This window comes from Gemmata obscuriglobus, assembly GCF_008065095.1.
In the GTDB taxonomy this organism is placed as follows: domain Bacteria; phylum Planctomycetota; class Planctomycetia; order Gemmatales; family Gemmataceae; genus Gemmata; species Gemmata obscuriglobus.
On record NZ_CP042911.1, the window covers coordinates 7,142,402 to 7,162,542 of the forward strand.

The 20,141-nt window shown below is 68.2% G+C and carries 15 protein-coding genes; 7 read left to right on the forward strand and 8 right to left on the reverse strand.

Annotation, left to right across the window (positions count from 1 at the left end; genetic code table 11):
- Positions 1-733: 733 nt before the first annotated feature.
- The 4 genes from GobsT_RS29490 to GobsT_RS29505 all read right to left on the reverse strand — a co-directional run bounded on the left by GobsT_RS29490 (position 734) and on the right by GobsT_RS29505 (position 2,884).
- Positions 734-1,492 (reverse strand): hypothetical protein, encoded by a 759-nt coding sequence (locus GobsT_RS29490; RefSeq protein WP_010043715.1) that lies wholly within the window; start codon positions 1,490-1,492, stop codon positions 734-736.
- 240 nt (positions 1,493-1,732) lie between these two features.
- Positions 1,733-2,038, reverse strand: coding sequence for a hypothetical protein (locus GobsT_RS29495; protein ID WP_010043713.1), 306 nt, complete (start codon positions 2,036-2,038; stop codon positions 1,733-1,735).
- Positions 2,039-2,098: 60 nt separating this feature from the next.
- Entirely contained in the window at positions 2,099-2,482 is a 384-nt protein-coding gene (locus GobsT_RS29500; RefSeq protein WP_010043711.1) for a DUF1801 domain-containing protein, read from the reverse strand.
- Positions 2,483-2,491: 9 nt separating this feature from the next.
- Positions 2,492-2,884 carry a VOC family protein gene (locus GobsT_RS29505; protein WP_010043709.1) on the reverse strand — a complete coding sequence of 131 codons (393 nt, stop codon included), beginning with the start codon at positions 2,882-2,884 and terminating at the stop codon, positions 2,492-2,494.
- 80 nt (positions 2,885-2,964) lie between these two features.
- Here GobsT_RS29505 and GobsT_RS29510 point away from each other — a divergent pair, with 80 nt between their 5' ends.
- The 4 genes from GobsT_RS29510 (at position 2,965) to GobsT_RS29525 (ending at position 9,303) form a co-directional block, all read left to right on the forward strand.
- Positions 2,965-3,669, forward strand: coding sequence for a DUF434 domain-containing protein (locus GobsT_RS29510; RefSeq protein ID WP_010043708.1), 705 nt, complete (start codon positions 2,965-2,967; stop codon positions 3,667-3,669).
- A 743-nt stretch (positions 3,670-4,412) separates the two neighbouring features.
- Positions 4,413-4,898: a chemotaxis protein CheW gene (locus tag GobsT_RS29515; RefSeq protein WP_010043706.1), complete on the forward strand. Its 486-nt coding sequence runs from the start codon at positions 4,413-4,415 to the stop codon at positions 4,896-4,898.
- 83 nt (positions 4,899-4,981) lie between these two features.
- Positions 4,982-6,997 (forward strand): methyl-accepting chemotaxis protein, encoded by a 2,016-nt coding sequence (locus GobsT_RS29520; protein WP_010043704.1) that lies wholly within the window; start codon positions 4,982-4,984, stop codon positions 6,995-6,997.
- A 275-nt stretch (positions 6,998-7,272) separates the two neighbouring features.
- Entirely contained in the window at positions 7,273-9,303 is a 2,031-nt protein-coding gene (locus tag GobsT_RS29525; RefSeq protein WP_109570784.1) for a methyl-accepting chemotaxis protein, read from the forward strand.
- Positions 9,304-9,370: 67 nt separating this feature from the next.
- On the opposite strand, the gene GobsT_RS38265 is transcribed toward GobsT_RS29525, so the two are convergent.
- Entirely contained in the window at positions 9,371-9,526 is a 156-nt protein-coding gene (locus GobsT_RS38265) for a hypothetical protein (protein WP_010044759.1), read from the reverse strand.
- Between the two features lie 447 nt (positions 9,527-9,973).
- Entirely contained in the window at positions 9,974-10,855 is an 882-nt protein-coding gene (locus GobsT_RS29530) for an alpha/beta hydrolase (protein WP_010044756.1), read from the reverse strand.
- Between the two features lie 201 nt (positions 10,856-11,056).
- On the opposite strand from GobsT_RS29530, the gene GobsT_RS29535 reads away from it, so the two are divergent.
- The 3 genes from GobsT_RS29535 to GobsT_RS29545 all read left to right on the forward strand — a co-directional run bounded on the left by GobsT_RS29535 (position 11,057) and on the right by GobsT_RS29545 (position 16,872).
- Positions 11,057-15,115 (forward strand): PVC-type heme-binding CxxCH protein, encoded by a 4,059-nt coding sequence (locus GobsT_RS29535; RefSeq protein ID WP_010044754.1) that lies wholly within the window; start codon positions 11,057-11,059, stop codon positions 15,113-15,115.
- 98 nt (positions 15,116-15,213) lie between these two features.
- Complete coding sequence (locus tag GobsT_RS29540) at positions 15,214-15,639, forward strand: OsmC family protein (protein WP_010044751.1); 426 nt, start codon at positions 15,214-15,216, stop codon at positions 15,637-15,639.
- A gap of 39 nt (positions 15,640-15,678) precedes the next feature.
- Positions 15,679-16,872, forward strand: coding sequence for a glycosyltransferase family 4 protein (locus tag GobsT_RS29545; RefSeq protein ID WP_010044749.1), 1,194 nt, complete (start codon positions 15,679-15,681; stop codon positions 16,870-16,872).
- A 154-nt stretch (positions 16,873-17,026) separates the two neighbouring features.
- On the opposite strand, the gene GobsT_RS29550 is transcribed toward GobsT_RS29545, so the two are convergent.
- Positions 17,027-17,629 (reverse strand): nucleotidyl transferase family protein, encoded by a 603-nt coding sequence (locus tag GobsT_RS29550; protein WP_010044743.1) that lies wholly within the window; start codon positions 17,627-17,629, stop codon positions 17,027-17,029.
- A gap of 275 nt (positions 17,630-17,904) precedes the next feature.
- Positions 17,905-19,995: a DPP IV N-terminal domain-containing protein gene (locus GobsT_RS29555; RefSeq protein WP_010044740.1), complete on the reverse strand. Its 2,091-nt coding sequence runs from the start codon at positions 19,993-19,995 to the stop codon at positions 17,905-17,907.
- Between the last annotated feature and the right edge of the window lie 146 nt (positions 19,996-20,141).

The window sequence follows — 20,141 nt, forward strand, 5'->3', positions numbered from 1 at the left end:
CGAGGCGTAAGGATACGTCTTTGCCACCCGCTCCACTTCCATCACCGCGCCCCCATCGGAACTAACTTTCCGAATCACGAACGCGGACGCGATGCCATCAGTTTGATGGGGGCTCGGCTTCGCTGGCATCAGGCGAGTTGCGCACCTGGCCGCCGGCAGCAACTCCCACGGCTCGCCGCCGGCTGCGTTCGCCGATGGTAGCCACAGCACGCTTACGCGAGTCGTTTCACAAGCGAGCGGCGGCTGTAACGAGGGTTACAGTGCGGTACTGGCGGTATGCGAACGGGTCGCGGACTGGACATTCGCTGCCGGCGGACGGGTCGAGAGCGGGCGGTTCGCTGGGGCACCGCTACCACCGAATCGCGCCTGCAAAACCCGCACGCGGCGTCGGAATGAACGGAACGTGGCTCCGAATGAAATTGCACAAGACGTTTACACGATGCTGTTTGCGGCGGAACCGATTCGCGGAGATCGTTTCACTCCGCGAACGGAAACCGGCACGGCTTGCTCTGTCGGGCGCGGTCCGGACTTCCGGAAGTGCTGCATGGACACAGTGCCCGGTGCAACCGCGTTCAGCGATTCGGGCACGCGACGACTTCGATCAGGTTCAACTCGCCGGACAGGAACGCCAGCGCGTCCGGGTCGGCACTCAACCCGTCGCGTCCGGTAGGGGCATTCGCCCGGCGGGGCCGCCGGCTCGTGATTGGCGACCGAACCGGGGCCGCTCGAGTAACTACTTCTTCGGTGTCGGGCGAAGCGTGGCCAAGTCGAACGGCTCACCAACGAGTTCCTTCCAGATCTTCTTCTGGGACTCGTTGAGGGCCGTTTCGACCTTCACCCACGCCTCCTTGCGGACCTTGTCGAGTTTCGCGTTGGCGGCGGCCACTTTCTCGGGGGGCAACCCCACGCCGGCGGGGGTGAGCCCTCCGAGGGCCGCTTCCTCGCGGATCTTTCGGCTGTCATTGCTGACCCCGTCGGCAAGGACTTTAATGGCTTTCTTCTGTTCGTCACTCAGCTTGAGAGCCGCACCGACCTCCTTCATGGCGGCCTTCTGGGCGTCGGTGTACGCCGGCCCCTTGGGGGCCACATCCGGGTCGTTGAAGATCATGAAGTTCATCGCCTGGAGAGCGATCTGCTTGAGCCGCTTCCGCTGGTCGGCCGTCAGCGCGTTATCGAGCGCCGTTTTGACCTCCGCGGCCAGTTCCGCCTGCTTCTCGCGCATGACATTGAACTGGACCAGGTCGAAGCCGGCTTTTGCGTCCGGGCCGAACGCGTCGGTGAACTCTTTATTGAACTTGGCTTGCTTCTCGGTGACGGGTTTGAGTTTCCCCTTTTGCTCGCCGGTGAGTTTGATCTCGGCCTGGAGCGCGGCGTTGGTCAGCAACAGGGTGCTCACCTCGTCGCCCCAGGCGATCATGATTTGCTGGGCCGATGCCTCGGTGGCGACACCGGCGCAGAGCGCCGTCGCCAGAACGCATGGAATCCACCGCATGGCGGCATCCTGTGGGGGCCGGGAGTACGGTTCCCACATTTACCGGAAAGCGAGTGAAGGGCAGATGAGTAAGCGAACGTTTTCTGCGTCAGGTGATGACGCAAACGGGCTGGCTCGCGCTCGGTCAGTACGAATGAGGTACGAACTGGCGGTCGCGATTGGCTCGGACGACCGCCCCGCGCGGAGGATCGGGATGTGCGCCACAAAGGCAAAAGCGGGCACCCGTTACCGGGGCGCGCATCAGGACGGGAGCGCGCCGCCGACCGCGTCCATCAGGTCGTCGAGCCCGACGGCCGCGTCCGGCCCGCCGAGCGTCAGCCACACTTCGTTGCGCCGGATCTCGACCTCCAGCGCCCCGGAAATGTTCTGCGGCCCCTTCGGTTGCTCCGTGAGCACGGTCATCAGGTCTTCGGCCGGGACGGTGACGCTGCCGAGTACGGTCTCGAGTTTGCGGTCCCGGATCGTCAGCTTCAGGCCGCCCTCGTCCGCCCCGATGTCGACCAGCCGCTCGAGCCCGGTGGTCTGGGAAACTCCGTCGATGGTCATGTCTGCTCCTGGGGAAACGGATTATGCTACCGGCTCAGAGGCGACCGGTACACCCCAGGTTCAAACGTGCGCGATCCACCGGCGGATCAGCGCCGCGAACGCCTCTCGTTTCGCCGCCACGTCGGCCGCGTCCGCGAACGTCACCGACGCCCGGTCCTTGCCGAGCCACGTGAGCAGTCCGCCCGGGTCGACGACGGTGATGCCGTCCCCGGCCCGCGCCTTCGCGCCGAGGTGGAGGATCATTTGCACCCCCGCCTTCGCCCGCAGGTGGAACGTCGCGAACCACTCCGTCGTGCGGAAGCTGGGCGCGTTCCACTTGACGCCCTCGGTGACGCCGGGCGCGGCGAGGAGAATTTCGCGGATCGCGAGGATCGCAGGCTTCTGCGGGTGCTCCAGGGTTGCGAGAACGCTCTCCACGTCGTCGACCGGTTTTTGTTTCGCCACGGTGCGCCCTCACGCCAAGTTGAGCTGCCACGACACCCCGAAGCGGTCGCTGATCCAGGTGAATTTCTTGCTGAACCCGTAGCCGCCCGGCGGCATCAGTACCGCACCGCCCGCGGACAGGGTGGCGAACGCCGCGTCCAGTTCGGCCTCGTCGGCGCATTCGACGAACAGGGAGGCGGACGGGGTGAACGTGAACGCGTGCGGCATCGGGCTGTCGATGCAGGCGAGCCGGTGCCCGGCGATCGTGAACTCGGCCCGCTTGATCGTGCCTTCCGGGCCGTGTTCGCCCGCCTTGTACTTCTCGACCGCGGGCACCGAGCCGTTGAAGAGCGAAACGTACAGGTTCATCGCTTCTTCGGCCTTGCCCTCGAACATGAGTTGCGTGACGACACTTCGCGGCATCTCTGGCCCCTCCGGTGGGAAAGCGGAGAGTAGATCAGGGGGCCGCCGCGTGTCGAGGTCAGCAGGAGAACGGAGAACGTATGCCCGATACCCGCAAGCACCGCGGTCCCGGCCCGCAGGACCCGGAGTGGTTCGGCCCCGACGCACGCCCCGCGCTCGCGGCCGCGGTGTCGGACCTGTCGTGGCTGCTGTCGCGCGGGTACGCCGCGCCGTCGTCGCTGAAGCTGGTCGGGGATCGGTACGCGTTGGTGGAGCGCCAGCGAACCGCGGTGCTCCGCTCGGCCTGCTCGGACGGGGCGCTCGCCGGGCGGCGGGCGCGGCAGGTCGGGGTCGCCGCGCTCCGGGGCCGCCCGCTGCGGATCGACGGGTTCAACCTGATCCTCACGCTGGAGTCCGCGCTGGGCGGGGGCGTCATCATCGGCGGGCGGGACGGCTCGTTCCGCGACCTCGCCAGCGTCCACGGCACGTACCGGAAAGTCGAGGAGACGCAGCCGGCGCTCGATCTGGCGGCGCGGCTCCTTGCGGCGTGGGGCGCCGGGCCGTGTACGTGGCTGCTGGACGCGCCGGTTTCGAACAGCGGTCGGCTCGCAGAGATGGTGCGCGCGACGAGCCCCGACTGGGCGGCCGAGGTGGTGCAGAACCCGGACGCGGTACTCGTACAGCCCGGCGACCTGGTGGCTACCGCCGACGCCGTGATCCTCGACAACTGCGGCGAGTGGGTCGGGTTGGCGGGGGCGATGGTGGAAGCCGGCGCACCGGGCGCGTTCGTCATCGATCTGGGGTAAAAGACCAGAGGCCAGCAGCCGGGGGAAGCTGCTGGCCCGTGTGAAGGGTCAGGGGGACGGGTTGGGGGAAGGAGCGGCCTTGGGGGAAGGCCTTGTTCCGTGAGACCGGGGGAAGGTCTCGATGCTGAGTTGTAAAGCAGCGATCGTGCCAGTTGTAACAGCGAGCAGCCACATTGCCGTAACCGATTTCCTCGATTGATTTTATTTCTTTCGCGTCCGTTGTGCCCGGTTTGCGCCTGTGCAGATTTTACCGATCGGGCGGTAAATCCGGTTCAGAGCGATAGCGGTCCCGGCAGTTTTTTCACACCACCGGCGCCAGCGTTCTGAAGAGGTAACGAGGCTCTTTCGACGCTATTGAGCCGTGGGGCGAATTGTCGTGCGACTTGGCCCCGGGAACGTCGCGCTCTGCGGCGGGCGGCGGTTGACCAGGCACCTCGCCCCGTTCGCCGCAACACACCCGGATCAACATTCATGAGGAAACAAAAATCAGTACACGCACGAAAACACGATGTGTTTTCACACTTCACTTTAACCAACTCATTGTTTGCCTTCAAAATTCTCAGCTCATGGTAGTCGAATTGACATCTGGCATCACATTGCTTTCGCCGTAGGCGATTCTGTTCTATCTCATTTCAACGAGGGCAAATTTTGATCTCGGCCGCCGATGTTGGTGGCAGCGGAACCGGCCGCGCGCCGACCGTTCCGCTTATTCCGGGCGCTGACTCTTAACCTCGCAGTGAAGAATGGATACGAACGAGGCCGGCGGCCCGCTGTTGCTCCCGGCCGGGAGCGGCCAGTTCCTGACGTTCCGGCTGCGGGACGAGGAGTACGGGGTGGACCTGCTGCGGGTGCAGGAGATCCGTGGTTACTCAAAGGTGACCACGATCCCCAACACCCCGCCCGACGTGCGCGGGATACTGAACCTGCGGGGGGCCGTGATCCCGATCGTGGACCTGCGGGCCCGGTTCGGGCTGGCCCTGACCGAGTGCACCCCGTTCACCGTGATCATCGTGGTGAACGTCGCGGACCGGGCCGTGGGGCTCCTGGTGGACGCGGTGAGCGACGTGCTCAACGTGGCGAGCCAGGAAATCGTCCCGCCCCCGGACCTGGGCACCCACGTGGACACCTCGGTGCTCACCGGGATCGCCCGGGACGGGCAGCGGCTCGTGTCCCTCATCAACATCGACCGGCTCGTCGGCGTTACCAGCCACGAGCTTGCGATGGTGTAACATCGATAACCCCGGCCCGCCCGGCGCGTTCGCATGGCGCCGGCGGTTTGTGCAACTGACTTAACCGACCGGAGACCGCACTCGTGATCGACTCGACCCTCGCGGCGTTATCGAAACTGCGCCTCGGCCCGCGCATGGTGGGCGGGTTCCTGATCGTCGCCGGGGCGTGCGCGATCCTCGCGTACCAGTCGTTCGACGCGCTCGGCGCGCTCCGCGAGTGCCAGACCAACGCCAACTCCAACTTGGTCCCCTCCGCCCTGGCCCTGGGCAAGGTGCGGAGCGGGGCGCTGACCATTCAGCGGCTCGAGCGGAGCGCGGTCATCTTCGGTCGCCGCGGCGACGAGCGGATCACAGGGCCGATCCGCGGTGCGCACGACGAGGCCAAGAAGAACATCGACGAGGGCATCAAGACGTACGCGTCCTTGCCGATGACGGACAAGGAAGCGGTCATGTGGAGGGCGTTCGAGGCGAAGTTCGCGGAGTGGAAGCGGTACAGCGAGGAGATCTGGAGCCACATCGAGCGGCGCGAGTTCGAGAAGGCCGAGGAGGTGATGGCCCGCGAGACCGCGGCGGTGGTTGAACTGACCGCGGCCCTCACGAGCGTCGTCGACACCCAGCTTGCCATCAGCAAGGACGAGGAGGCCGGGGCCACCAAGGTGTTCGAGCAGGGGCGGCGGACGATGTGGGCGGTGAGCATCGGGGCGGTGGTCGCGGCGGTCGGGCTGGGACTGCTGCTGACCGCGTCGGTGGTCCGCCCGCTGACCCAGACCATCGCGGTGCTGGACGGGGTGGCCAAGGGGGATCTGAGCCGCAAGGTGGAGGTGAAGTCGGAGGACGAGATGGGGCAACTGGGGGCCGCGCTGAACGTGGCTATTGACGGGCTGATCGCGGCCAAGGAGGCGGAGCGGACCCAGGTGACGCGGGACCGGGAGCGGGCGGCCCAGGAGGCGCGGGCCGCGGCCGAGCGGGCCGATCAGGAGGCGGCGGCGGCGCGGACCCGGTCCGAGCAGGACGCGGCGGTGGCGGCCGAACTCCAGCGCAAGGTGGAGGCGATCCAGGCCGGGGTGAACGCGGTGGCAGCGGGCGACTTCACGGTGTCGATCCCGGACCTGGGCACCGACAACATCGGACAGATGGCCCGCGCCCTGAACCAGGCGATCGTGTCCGTGCGGACCGCCCTGGAGGGGGTCCGCGAGGTGTCCGAGCAACTGGCCGACGCGTCCGGCCAACTGTCCAGCGCGAGCGAGGAGATCTCGTCCGGCGCGCAAGAGCAGGCCAGCAGTCTGGAAGAAACGGCCAGTTCGCTGCAGGAGATCACGGCCACGGTGAAGCAGAGCGCCGACAACGCCCAGCAGGCCCGGCAACTGGCCAGCGGTTCCAAAGAAGTGGCGGAGAAAGGCGGCCAGGTGGTGAGCGGGGCCGTCGAAGCGATGAGCGAGATCAACGGGTCGTCGAAGAAGATCGCGGAGATCATCACGACGATCGATGAGATCGCGTTCCAGACCAACCTGCTGGCGCTGAACGCGGCGGTGGAAGCGGCCCGGGCCGGGGAACAGGGGCGCGGGTTCGCGGTGGTGGCGTCGGAAGTGCGGAACCTGGCCCAGCGGTCGGCCACGGCGGCGAAGGAGATCAAGGGCCTCATCCAGGATTCGGTGAAGAAGGTCGATGCGGGCACCGAGCTGGTCAACCGGTCGGGCGACACACTCGCCGAGATCGTCACCAGTGTCAAGCGGGTGACCGACATCGTCACCGAGATGGCCGCCGCCAGCCGCGAGCAGTCCACCGGCATCGAGCAGGTGAACAAGGCCGTCTCCCAGATGGACAGCGTCACCCAGCGGAACGCCTCCCAGACCGAAGAAATGAGCGCCACCGCGCAGTCCCTCACCGATCAGGCCGCGCAACTCCGCGACCTGGTCAGCCGGTTCAAGCTCGGCGCCGGCGGCTCGGCCCCGGCGGCGCGGCCGGCGAAGCGGGCGGCGGGACCGAAGCCGCGGCCGGCGGTATCCAAGGCCCTAAAGCGGCACAGCAGCAACGGGAACGGGCACGGGGGCGGGCACGAACTGGACGCTTTGGGCGGCGACGGGTTCAGCGACTTCTGATACACGTACCCGGTGCCTCAGCCGGGTGCTGTTTTGGCAGCACGGGACGGAGGGCAACGACGTTATACCGCTAAATCGGCCGCCGGCACTCACGTGCCGCGGCCCCGTGATACGTCCCACGATCCCGGTCGGGCGCGGTGTGACAAATCCGCACAGCAGATTCCCGATAAGCGTGTCAGGGAGAATCCCGGCAAGTACCGCGCCCTCATTCTCCTCCGGGTGGCCAGTCCGGGCCGTGCCCGCTGGCCGAGAGGGGCGCATCGGAACGGTGACGCATGAAATGGTTCCTGGACAGGTCGGTGGCCACCCGCCTGCTGCTCAGCTTCGCCGCTGTGTGCGTGGTGGTGGTGGCAAGCGGGGCGCTCGGCTCCGACGGCCTCTCTCAGTCGCGCGAGCGCATGCGTATCCTGTACGCCGACTACACCACGGCCGGAACCGATTTGGCCAAGTCGTCGGTCAACCTGGCCCGCTACCGGAACGGGGTGGTGCGGGCCGCGGCGGCCCAGGACCGGCACGCGGCCGAGCGGCTCGTTGAGGAGCAGACCCCACACCGCAAGCAGATCACCGACGGGCTGAGCGCGTACGCCGCAACAGTGCTGCGCACCTCGCGGAGCGGCCGGGACGAGCGTGCGGACCTGAACAAGGTGCGGGCCGCGATGGACGCCTACTTCGCCGCCACTGACCGCACGGTGGGGGCGATCCGCGACTACTGGGCGGCCGGCGACAAGGACCGCGCGCGCCGGGCCGAGGCGGTCGCGGCGGCGGTGGTCGACGGGGACCAGAAGTTCGACGCCGCGACCGCCAGCATGGACGAGCTGGTGAAGACCGTGGCCGAGGTGGCCAAGGACATCAACGAGGACGGCAACGCGGCCGTGGGCCAAGTCCAGTCAGAACTTCGCGCCTGCACCCTGGTTGCCGCCGGCCTGAGCATCGCGGTCGGGTTGCTGGTGGCGCGCTCGATCGTCCGGCCCCTGGAGAGCTGCGTCACGGTGCTCGAGGCCGCGAGCTCCGGGGACCTGTCGCGGCACGCCCAAGTGGGCACCCGGGACGAGGTGGGGCGGCTGGCTGCGGCGCTGAACACGACCATCGACGCGCTGCGGGCCGCCAAAGAGGCGGACCGGGCCCGCGCCGCGGCCGAGGCCCAGCGGCTCACGCGGGAGGCGGCGGCCGAACGGGAGCGATTGGAGCGCGAGCAGGCCGCCGCGGCTGAGCAATTGGGCCGCGAGCAGGCCGCCGCGGCCGAACTCCAGTGCAAGGTGGAAGCGGTGATGGCCGTGGCCCGAGCGCTGGCGGCAGGGGACTTCACCGTCACCATCCCGGACCTGGGGGGCGACGACGTGGGCCGGCTGGCCCGCTCACTGAACGAGGCCGTGGCCAGCGTCCGCGTGGCCCTCGGTGGTGTGCAAGAGGTGTCCGAACAGTTGGCCGACGCGTCCGGGCAACTGTCCAGCGCCAGCGACGAGATTTCGGCCGGAGCGCAGGAACAGGCCAGCAGCCTGGAGGAAACGGCGTCCTCTCTTGAGGAAATAACGGCCACCGTGCGGCGGAACGCGGACAACGCGCAGCAGGCCCGGCAGCTCGTGGACAGCTCGAAGGAGGTGGCCGAGAAGGGCGGCCATGTGGTGGGCAGCGCGGTCGAAGCGATGAGCGCGATCAACGGGTCGTCGAAGAAGATCGCGGAGATCATCACGACGATCGATGAGATCGCGTTCCAGACCAACCTGCTGGCGCTGAACGCGGCGGTGGAAGCGGCCCGGGCCGGGGAGCAGGGGCGCGGGTTCGCGGTGGTGGCGTCGGAAGTGCGGAACCTGGCCCAGCGGTCCGCCACCGCGGCCAAGGAGATCAAGGGGCTGATCCAGGACTCGGTGAGGAAGGTCGATGCGGGCACCGAGCTGGTGAACCGATCGGGCGACACACTCGCCGAGATCGTCACCAGTGTCAAGCGGGTGACCGGCATCGTCACCGAGATCGCCGCCGCCAGCAAGGAACAGTCCATCGGCATCGAGCAGGTGAACAAGGCCGTCAGCCAGATGGATGCTGCCACCCAGCGGAACGCGGGGCAAACTGAGGAACTGAGCGCCACCGCGCAGTCCCTCACCGATCAGGCCGCGCAACTCCGCGAGCTGGTCAGCCGGTTCAAGCTCGGCGCCGGCGGCTCGGCCCCGGCGGCGCGGCCGGCGAAGCGGTCGGCGGGACAGAAGCCGCGGCCGGCGGTATCCAAGGCCCTAAAGCGGCACGGCAGCAACGGGCACGGGGGCGGGCACGAACTGGACGCCATGGGCGGCGACGGGTTCAGCGACTTCTAATGTCAGTCGTGCGTGAACCTCTCCCCCGCCCCGCTCTGGCGCACTCGCCGGACCGGGGCGGGGAGTTTCATTTCGCCCCGGAGGTGCTGAGCCGCCGCGTGTACTTGGCGTCGCCGATCCAGAGCGTGAGCCGATCGCCCTCGAACCCCAGCGCCTCAGCCGAGCCGGGGGCCGCAGGTGTCAACACACCGCACAGCCGGCCCATTGAATCGAACACCTGCACGCCAATCTCCGTAGCCGCGTAAATGCGCCCGTGCTTATCGACGGCAAGGCCCGTAACCGGCCCGCCACCGTGCCCTCGTCGTACTTGAAGTGGACAGTAAGGTGCGGCTGTGGCCAAATCGGCATCTCCGTCTGCTGAATAAGCCCAAACCGCGCGACTGACTCCGAACCCAACGAACACGGTCCGGCCGTCCGGCGATCTCACTGCAACGGTCGGAGCTTGGCCGTCCCAGACCCCGGCCCCGAGCACCTCTAAAGGGTCGACCGTTTTCGGTTTCACCGCCCGCCCTTCAGCCTTCTTCCACCCCTCACCATCGATGAGGATCTGCGACAGCGTCGTATCCTGCGCGCGAGCGAACGGAGCAACCCCCAGGAGTAACGCCGCAATGAGGAATCGTGCCATGAGACGCCCCAACGAATCGGTGGAATCGAAACGCCTGCTTCCGGGTCATTTCGCCGGCGGGGTGTCGCGCCACAGCCAGCGGAGCGCGTCCGGCAGGATCGCGCCGCCGTGCTTGCCGCTGTGCGCCCCGTCGCCCATTACGAGCCGGTAGTCGTAGTCCATGTGCTTCAGCGCCGCGGCCATCGACAGGTTCGCCAGCGGCCAGTTGCCGTGCAGGTTGTCGAGGTCGCCCGTCCCGTCCTGAAGGAACACGCGGATCTTCTTCTTCTCGGTCTTGCGGATCAGCCCGGGGTACACGTCGCCGCCCCGGATGTTGGTGAAACTGCCGATGTGCGACAGCACCTTCGAGAACAGGTCGGGCCGCTCCCACGCGGCGGTGAACGCGCAGATCCCGCCCGAACTGAGCCCGCAGATCGCCCGCCCGTCCGCGTCGGTACGAAGCTTCACGGTCTTCCCGACTTCAGGGAGGATCTCCTTCTCAAGGAACTGGGCGTACTGGTTCGAAACGGTGTCGTACTCGAAGCTCCGGTTGGAGCGCCAGTCCTTCTCCTCGCGCTTGGGGGTGGGGAACTTGCCGGGGTTGATGAAGACCCCCACCGTGACCGGCATCTGTCCCTTGTGGATCAGGTTGTCGAACACGACCGGCGCGCGGAACGCGCCCTTCTCGCCCACATACGCGCTGCCGTCCTGGAACACCATCACGCACGCCGGGGTCTTGCCGTCGTACTGCGCCGGCACGTACACCCAGCAGTCCCGCTCGGTGCCCTCGAACACCTTGCTCGTCTTCCAGCGGAACGGTGTGACCGTGCCCTTGGGCACGCCCGCGTGGGGCACCGAGTCTTCGCCCGGCGCGTAGTCGTCGGCGGCCGGGGTTTGAAGAGTGACGGCGAGTGCGGCGAGGGCCGCGAACGGGAGGAGCCGGCGCATCGGGTGGGGACCTTTCGGCGGGGTGGGAGGCGACGAGCGTACCGCGCGGCGCGCGCGGCCGCAAGCGGGCCAGCGGATACCCGCTGGCGGACCCGGGGGCGGGTCGTGTACACTTCCGGCGTGGGCGCCGGCTGCGACCGGCCCGCCCCCACCGGTCACGGCCGCGGCACTGGCCCCGCCGCCCTCCCATGAGATCCCTTCGTGTTCACCGCTATTCTCTCCGCCGCGCTCCTCCTGCCCGTCGCCGACCCGGTGCCGAACGACCTCGGCGTGCTCCCGCTCGGCGCGGACGGCAAGCCGCTGAACCTCGACTTCGAAACCGGCGACCTGAAGGACTGGACCCTCGACGGCGCCGCCTTCAAGGGGCAGCCGGTCCGGGACGATACGGTGAAGGCGCGGCGCGGCGACATGCAGAGCCGGCACCAAGGGCGGTTCTGGATCGGAGGGTACGAGAAGGCCGGCGACCGCCCCACCGGCGCCCTCACCAGCGCCCCGTTCAAGGTGACGCACCCGTGGGCCAGCTTCCTGGTCGGCGGCGGCCAGCACGCGACGGAAACGTGCGTTGAGTTGGTCAGCGGTAAGGACGTGATCTTCCGCGCCACCGGGACCGAGGTGGAAGACATGGCCCGCGTCGCCGTTGATCTCACGAAGCACAAGGACAAGGAGATCTTCGTCCGGGTCGTGGACCGGCACGCCGGCGGGTGGGGGCACATCAACTTCGACGACTTCCGGTTCCACGCGAAGAAGCCGAGCTTCCCCGAGCGCGCCCACGTCGCCCCCGCCGTCGCGGACACGTACAAGCACGCCGGGCTGAAGCCGCTCGACGCCGCGAAGGCGATGACCGTGCCCGACGGCTTCTCGGTCGCGCTGTTCGCCGGCGAGCCGGACGTCCACCAGCCCATCGCGTTCTGCACCGACCACCGCGGCCGGCTGTGGGTCGTCGAGGCCTACGTGTACCCGCGGCGTAACCCCGAGCCGGGGCCGGTGCTCCCGGAGAAGGACCGCGCCAAGGGCGACAAGATCCTGATCTTCGAGGACACCGACGGGGACGGCACGTTCGACAAGCGCACGGTGTTCTTCGAGGGCCTGAACCTCGCCTCCGGCATCGAGGTCGGGTTCGGCGGGGTGTGGGTCGGGGCCGCCCCGTACTTCCTGTTCATCCCGCACGACCAGGAGACCGATAAGGCCGGCGAGCCGAAGGTCTTGCTCGACGGCTGGGGTTACCAGGACACCCACGAAACGCTCAACAGCTTCATCTGGGGGCCGGACGGCTGGCTGTACGGGTGCCACGGGGTGTTCACGCACTCGAACGTCGGCAAGCCCGGCGCCCCGGACGCCGAGCGGCAGCGGATCAACGCCGGCATCTGGCGCTACCACCCGACCAAGCACACGTTCGAGGTGTTCGCCCGGGGCACGTCGAACCCGTGGGGGCTGGATTACAACGCGCACGGCGACTTCTTCATTGAGGCGTGCGTGATCCCGCACATGTGGCACATCATCCCGGGCGCCCGCTACCAGCGCCAGGCGGGCACCGACTTCAACCCGTACACCTACGGCGAGATCGGGACGATCGCCCTGCACCGGCACTACGCCGGCGCGACCCCGCACGGCGGGAACGGCCGCAGCGACAGCGTCGGCGGCGGGCACGCGCACGCCGGCCTGCTGTGCTACCAGGGCGGCGCGTGGCCGAAGGAGTACCACGGCAAGCTGTTCATGGGGAACCTGCACGGTCACCGGCTCAACGTGGACGTAGTTACGCCGAAGGGCAGCGGGTACGTCGCGGACCGGAACCCGGACTTCCTGCTCACGAACGACAAGTGGGCCATTCCGCTCGCGCTCCGGAGCGGCCCGGACGGCAACGTGTATCTGCTCGACTGGTACGACCAGCAGATCTGCCACCTTACACAGCCCGAGAAGTGGGACCGCACCAACGGCCGCATTTACAAGATCAGCCACAAGGACGCGAAGCCGGCGAAGGGCGTGGACCTGTCGAAGGCGACCGACGAGGAACTGGTGAAGTACCAGTCGCACGAGAACGACTGGTACGCCCGCACCGCCCGGCGCGTGCTTCAGGAGCGCGCGGCGAACGGAACCCTCCGGCCGGACGCCGTGAGTGAACTGGGCCGGATTCTGCGCGAGGACAAGCATGAATTAAATCGGGTCAAGGCGCTTTGGGCCTTACAAGCGCTGGGCCGTGACAACGCCCAGGGGCTCATCAAGGCAACGGAAGACGCGAGCCCGCTCGTCCGAGCGTGGGCGGTCCGGTTCATCGCCGAGGAGTACGCCGGCCGAACGGAGGGGGCTCGTCTGGACGCGACGAACCTCGGAAAGGTTGACGCGAACGCGCCATCGGCCGTGGTCCGGCTGGCACTCGCTTCCGCCGCGTTACGAATCCGAACCGCCGAACGCGCGGGCCTGCTCCGCCAACTCCTCGCCCACCCCGAAGACGCGACCGACCATAACCTGCCGTATCTCTACTGGTACGCGCTCGAGCCGCTGTGCGCCGAAGCACCGGCGAAGGCGCTCGATCTTGCGGCTGATGGCAAGATCCCGTTCGTGTTCCAGAGCGCGGCCCGACGGGTCGGCGCGCTCGGCACGCCGGCGGCGTTCGACCTGCTCACGGGGGCGCTCGCGGGGGCGAAAACCGACGCGGAGCGGCTCGCGTACTTCCGCGGGTTGCAAGAGGGGGCGAGGGGCAAGCGCGCGCTCCCGATGCCGAAGGACTGGGGCGCGGCCCTTGAGGCGCTCATGAAGTCGCCCGACGGCGCGGTCCGGCAGCAGGCGCTCGGCCTCGCGGCGGTGTTCGGCGACAAGGGCGCGCTCGCGACGCTCCGCAAGGTGCTCGGCGACGCGAAGGCGGCCCCCGCGGCCCGGCTCGCGGCCCTCACCGCGCTCGTGGACGCCAAGGACGCCGCCGCCGTTCCGCTGCTGCAAGCCGCACTGACCGACAAGGACCTGCGCGGCGCCGCGCTGCGGGCGCTGGCCGCGTTCGATGACGCCCGGACGCCGGCGGCGGTCCTCGCCCAGTACCCCGCGCTCACCCTCGCGGAGAAGCGCGACGCGGTGGCCACGCTGGCGGCCCGGCCCGGGTTCGCCAAGGAACTGATGAGCGCCGTCGCCGCCAAGAAGCTCCCGGCCGCCGACGTGCCCGCCGAGGTCGTGCGCCAGCTCCGCGGGTACGACGACGCGGCCCTCAACAAGCAGATCGCGGACCTGTGGGGCGTCGTGCGCGAGTCCCCGGCGGAGCGCAAGCGGCTCATCGGCGAGTGGAAGGCGAAGCTCACCAAAGCCGCGGTGCCCGCCGGCGACGTGAACCTCGGCCGCACCGTGTTCGCGAAGACGTGCCAGCAGTGCCACACGCTGTACGGCACCGGCGGGAAGGTCGGCCCGGAGATCACCGGCGCCAACCGCGGCAGCGTCGACTACCTGCTCGAGAACATCCTCGACCCCAGCGCGGTCATCCCCAAGGAGTACGCCGCGACCCGGCTCGTGCTGGCGGACGACCGTGTCGTCACCGGGATCGTGAAGGGCGAGGCGAACGGGCTGCTCACCGTGGTCACCGACCGCGAGACGCTGACCATCCCGGCGGGGGACGTGGCGAGTCGGAAGCCGTCGGAGCTGTCGATGATGCCCGACGACATCCTGCGGCAGGTGAGCGAGTTCGAGTTCCGGTCGCTGGTCGCGTACCTGCAAACCGAATCCCAGGTGCCGCTGCTCGCGAACGCGGACAACGCGAAGGAGTTCTTCAACGGCAAGGACCTGAGCAACTGGGACGGCGAGGCGGGCCTCTGGAGCGTGGAGGGCGGCGAGATCGTGGGCCGCTCGAAGGCCGGGCTGAAGCGGAACACGTTCCTCAAATCGCACGCGGCGGTCGAGAACTTCCGGCTCGCGCTGAAGGTGAAGCTCAGCCCCAACAAGGAGAACAGCGGCATCCAGTTCCGCAGCGTGCCGCTGCCGGACGGCGAGATGCGCGGGCCGCAGGCGGACATCGGCGCCGGGTGGTGGGGCAAGCTGTACGAAGAGAGCGGCCGCGGGCTGCTCGCGAAGGAGGGCGGCGAGAAGTTCGTGAAGCCCGACGACTGGAACGACTACGTGGTGGAGGCGGTGGGCGGCCGGGTCCGCATCTGGATCAACGGGCACCTCTGCACCGACTACGAGGACGAGAAGCTGGCCCGCCGGGGCGTGGTCGGGCTGCAACTGCACAGCGGCGGCCCGCTCGAGGTGCGGTTCAAGGAGGTGAAGCTCGAGGTGCTGAAGTAGCGGGCGCCGCGGCGACCGTCGCCTTCGGGCGGCGGTTCCTATAATGCCCCGGCGCCCATTGTTCCGGCACCACGACGAGCACGCAGAGCGAGACACCCATGAAGACCCAAGGTTCGGCGGTGTGGCAGGGCGGGCTGAAGGACGGGCGCGGCGCCATCTCCACCAAGAGCGGCGCGCTGAGCGCCTACCCCTACGGGTTCGCCGCGCGGTTCGAGGGCAAGCCGGGCACCAACCCCGAGGAGCTGATCGGCGCCGCACACGCCGGGTGCTTCACCATGGCCCTGTCGCTCATCCTGGGCGAGGCCGGGCTCACCGCCGAGCGCATGGAGACCACCGCCGAGGTGACGCTCGACAAGCAGCCCGACGGGTTCGCGATCACCGCGGTCCACCTCACCCTGAAGGCGAAGATCCCCGGTGCGGATCAGGCGAAGTTCGAGGAGCTGACCGGCAAGGCGAAGGCCGGGTGCCCGGTGTCCAAGGTGCTGAACGCCAAGATCACCCTCGACGCCACCCTCGAAAGCTGAACCCGCCCCGCGCTCGCCCGCGCACAGGACACGCTGCCAATGTCCGTCCGTCCGCCGACCGACCCGCGCCCCGGCGCGCGGGTCGCGTTCATCACGCACTACACCGAGCTGTACGGGGCCAACCTGTCCCTGCTGAACCTCATTGAGGGGCTGAGCGGGCACGGGGTGCGCGCGCACGTGATCTGCCCCGAATCCGGCGATCTGCTCGGCGCTCTGGAGCGGGGCGGGGTGCCGGTCGCGGTGCTGCCGTTCGAGTGGTGGGTCTCGACCGACCGCACGGCCGACGGGGTCGCGCGGCGGGCGCTCCGAAACGTCCGCCGCTTGCGGGCCGTCGCCGCGCAACTCCGTGAGTGGGGGACGGACCTCGTCTACTCGAACTCGTCGGTGTTCGCGATCGGGGCTATGGCCGCGGCCGAACTCGACCTGCCGCACGTGTGGCACCTGCGCGAGTTCGGCGACCGTGATTACGACCTGTGGCCGGACCTCGGCCCCAGCCTGTCGCGGCTCGTGTTCCGCACCGCGGACGCCACCGTGTTCGTGTCGCACGCTTTGAAGCAAGCCTTCCTGGGCAACCGGAAGGTGCGGAACTCGCACGTCATTTACAACGGGGTCGGGAACGAGGCCACGTTCGCCGAGCGGCGCCGGGCGGCCGACGCGCTCCGCGGGCGCCGGCAGCCGTTCACCTTCGTGCTGGTGGGCCGGTTCCGCGAGAGCAAGGGGCAGGCGATCGCGATCCGGGCGTTCGCCCGCCTCGCCGAGCGGTTCCCCGACACGCGCCTGCTGCTCGTGGGCGGGTCGGGCGCGACCGGGGACCAGGCGTACTTCGACGAGTGCCGCGCGCTCCCCGCGCGGCTCGGCGTCGCGGACCGGGTGGAGTTCTGGGGCTACATCCCGGACCCGGAGCGGGCGTTCCTGGCCGCGGACGCGGCGCTCATGTGCTCGCGGAACGAGGCGATGGGTCGGGTGACCGCGGAGGCGATGTCGGTGTGCCGCCCGGTGATCGGGTACGACAGCGGCGGCACCAGCGAGTTGATCGCGCCGGACCGCACCGGCTTCCTCTACAAGGGCGGCCCCGACGCGCTCGCCGGGTGCATGGCGCGTTACGTCGCCGACCCCGCACTGGCCCGGGCACACGGCGAAGCGGGCTGGGAGTTGGCCCGCTCGCGCCACACCACCGAGGGGTACGCGGCTCAGATCCACGCGGTCATCGCCGGGGTGCTGGGGCGGGGGTGAAGCGGGCCGGTTTGTGACTCCCTGGGACCGCGGACGTCCCGTCCGCTGGCTGGCGCGTCGGGCCGCGACACAACCATCCGCCAAGCAAAACACCAGAAGTTGCCGGCGGGACGTTTGCGGCCCGAGGGAGCCACAAACCAGCCACGCACCTGACTCAACCCGTTGGCGCGGCGCCGCCCTCGATCTGGCGCCGCAACTCGGTGCTGGAAACGTCGGCGCGGAAGTCGGCCTCCGTGAGCGGCACGAACAGTTCCCCGAACGCCTCCAGTTCGCCCGGCGTCTCCCACACCCGAAACGCCCCGCCCGGGTCGAGCCGCCCGCCGACCACGAGCTTGCACCCGCGGTCGATGAGCTTCCGCAAGGCGCGGTCGCGGCCCGCCTCGCCGCCGTAGTATTTGGGGTTCACGACGCGGACCGCCGTGTCCCACCCGAGCACCAGCGCCGCGCCCGGGAACAGGTCGGCCTTCTTCTCGAACGCCGCCGCCCGCGTCACCCACACCAGTCCGACCCCGGCGAACTGTTTCACCCGCCGCTCGACCTCGTCCGGCGGCAGTTCGGGCTTGTCCGCGTTCTGGACCGACAGTTCGAAGTGGACCTCGACCCCGAGCCGCGCCGCGGCGATAGCGGCGAGCCCGGTGTGCCCGTGGTGCAGCGGGTTGAACGACCCGGGCAGGATCGCACGCGGGCGCGGGTGGGTGCGAACCGCTCCGGCCGCTTCAACGCACACGATCCCGCGCTCCTGGAACAGGTTCCACATCGAATCGCTCGCAAGGCAATTTTGACAGGATCAACAGGATAAACAGGATCGTGACAGTGCTGTGCTTTCAATCCTGTATATCCTGTTGATCCTGTCAAAACTCTTTGTTACCTGTTCGTCCCTATGGGGCTCAAAAAACGAACATCAATCGCGGAGCTATTTGGATCGCTCGAAAGTCATTTCGACAGAATCGACAGGATACACAGGATCAAGACAATGCCGTGTTTTCAATCCTGTGTATCCTGTTGATCCTGTCAAAATGACTCTTACCACATTCAGCGCGCGCGGGGTTCAACGCCCATGAGGTTGCGCACGAAGAAGTCCATCCGGCGGCGGCTGCCGTAGGGCGACTCCGCGATCCCGTGCCCGCCGCCCGGCACCACCAGCAGCTCGAAGTCCTTGTCGGCCCGGATCAGCGCGTTCGCCACCTGGAGCGTGCTCGCCGGGTCCACGTTGCGGTCCAGCTCGCCGACCACCAGCAGCAGCTTCCCCTTGAGCTTGTGCGCCTGGGTCACGTTCGACTGCTCCGCGTAATGCGGGCCGACCGGCCAGGACATCCACAGCTCGTTCCACCAGATCTTGTCCATGCGGTTGTCGTGGCACCCGCAGTCGCTCACCGCCACGGTGTAGAAGTCGCCGAACGCGAGCACCGCCCGGGTGCTGCTCTGGCCCCCGGCCGAGCCGCCGAAGATGCCCACCCCCTTCGACAGGTCCATCTCCTTGTACTTCTCCGCCGCGGCCTTGATCCACAGGATGCGGTCCGGGAACCCGCTGTCGCCGAGGTTCTTCCAGCACACGTCGTGGAACGCCTTGCTGCGCCAGTTGGTGCCCATGCCGTCGATCTTCACGATGATGAACCCGAGCTCGGCCATCCGCTGCTCGTAGGGCGCGGGGCTGAACCCCTTGCGCACGTGGTGGTCGTGCGGGCCGGCGTAGATGTGCTCGATGACCGGGTACTTCTTGCTCGGGTCAAAGTTGCTGGGGCGCACGATGTACCCGTGGATGTCGGTCGTGCCGTCGCGGCCCTTCGCGACGAACCGCTCCGGGTACCGCCAGCCGGTCTTGAGCAGCTCCGCGGCGTCGGCCTTTTCCAGATCGCACACCTTCTTGCCGTCCGCGGTGCGGCGCAACTCCACCACCGGTGGCAGGTCCACACGCGAGTAGGTGTCGATCAGGTGCTTGCGGTCCGGGGAGTATTCGACCGTGTGGGTGCCGTCACCGTCGGTGAGCTTCACCAGCCCGGTGCCGTCGAGCTTGATCCGGCAGAAGTGGACGTGGTACGGGTCCTGATCGGGGTGAACCCCCAGCGCCCGGAACCACACCTCGCGGTTCTTCACGTCCACCCGCTCGACCCCGCGGACCACCCACTCGCCCTTCGTGATGTTGCGGGCCTTCCCGGTGGCGAGGTCGATCAAGTACAGATGGTTCCAGCCGTCGCGCTCGCTCATCCAGACGGCCTCGTTGGTGTCGTCAAGGTACTGGACGAAGAGCTTGTTGGCGTAGTCGAAGAACGTCTTGCACTCCTCGTTCACCACCGCCGTGACCTTGCCCGACTCGGCGTCGATCGCGAGCAGCCGCATGACCGTGTGGCCGCGCTGGTTGTACGTGAAGTAGAACCGCTTCGAGTCCGGCGCCCAGTGCTCGAACCCGGTGTCCCACGGGTTCGGGAACAGCTCGTCCGAGGTGGCGACCTCTTTCTTGGCGGCCACGTCGAACAGGTGCGGCTTGGACAGCGGGATCGGGTCGCCCGGCTTGAGGTAGTTGAGCGTGGAGGTTTTGGGCTGGAGCTGGTCCCGCGGCGACGACTCGACCAGCGTCACCTTGCGGTCGCCGCCGGCCTTGGTCTTGATGGCGATCAGCTTCTGGGAGTCGGGCGCCCAGAACACGGTTCCGTAGCTGTCGCCGGGCTTGCCGTCGGTGCTGAGCTGCGTCTCCTCTTTCGTCTTGGTGTCGCGGAGCCAGACGTTCGAGTCCTTGAGGAACGTGGCCCACTTCCCGTCGGGCGACTCGGCCCCGCGGCGGGGCGGCTGCGCGAGCCGCACGAACGTGTCGCCGCCCTCGTCGGCCGCGTCGAACCGCTTCTTCTTGGGCGGGGGCGTGGGCTTGGCGTCTTTCGGGAGCTTGTCCTCCGCGACGACCTCCCGCGTGCCCTTGACCATATCGACCAGCACGAACTCCTTATTGGCGTTCTGGTACCAGAACTGCTGACCGTCCGGGGTCCAGTTGGGCGCCACCTTCGTGGCGGTAACCTTGCCGGCGGTCCATTTGCCGACGGAGTTGGCGCGCTCGTAGTCCTGCTTGGTGCCCTGTGCGGCACCGATGTGGGCGAACGTGAGCAGCGCGAGGAGCGCGAAAACGCGAGGCATGTTGGGGTCTCAGAAGCGGTTAGAAGTTCCGAGTGCGTACTGGAGAGTTGGGCATCCAGGGCGCGCCCTGTGCCACGCCCGGCACCCCGACGGGGTGCAAGACCGGGGCAAAAGAGCGAAGTCAAAACGGGTGCTCTGCTTTTGAG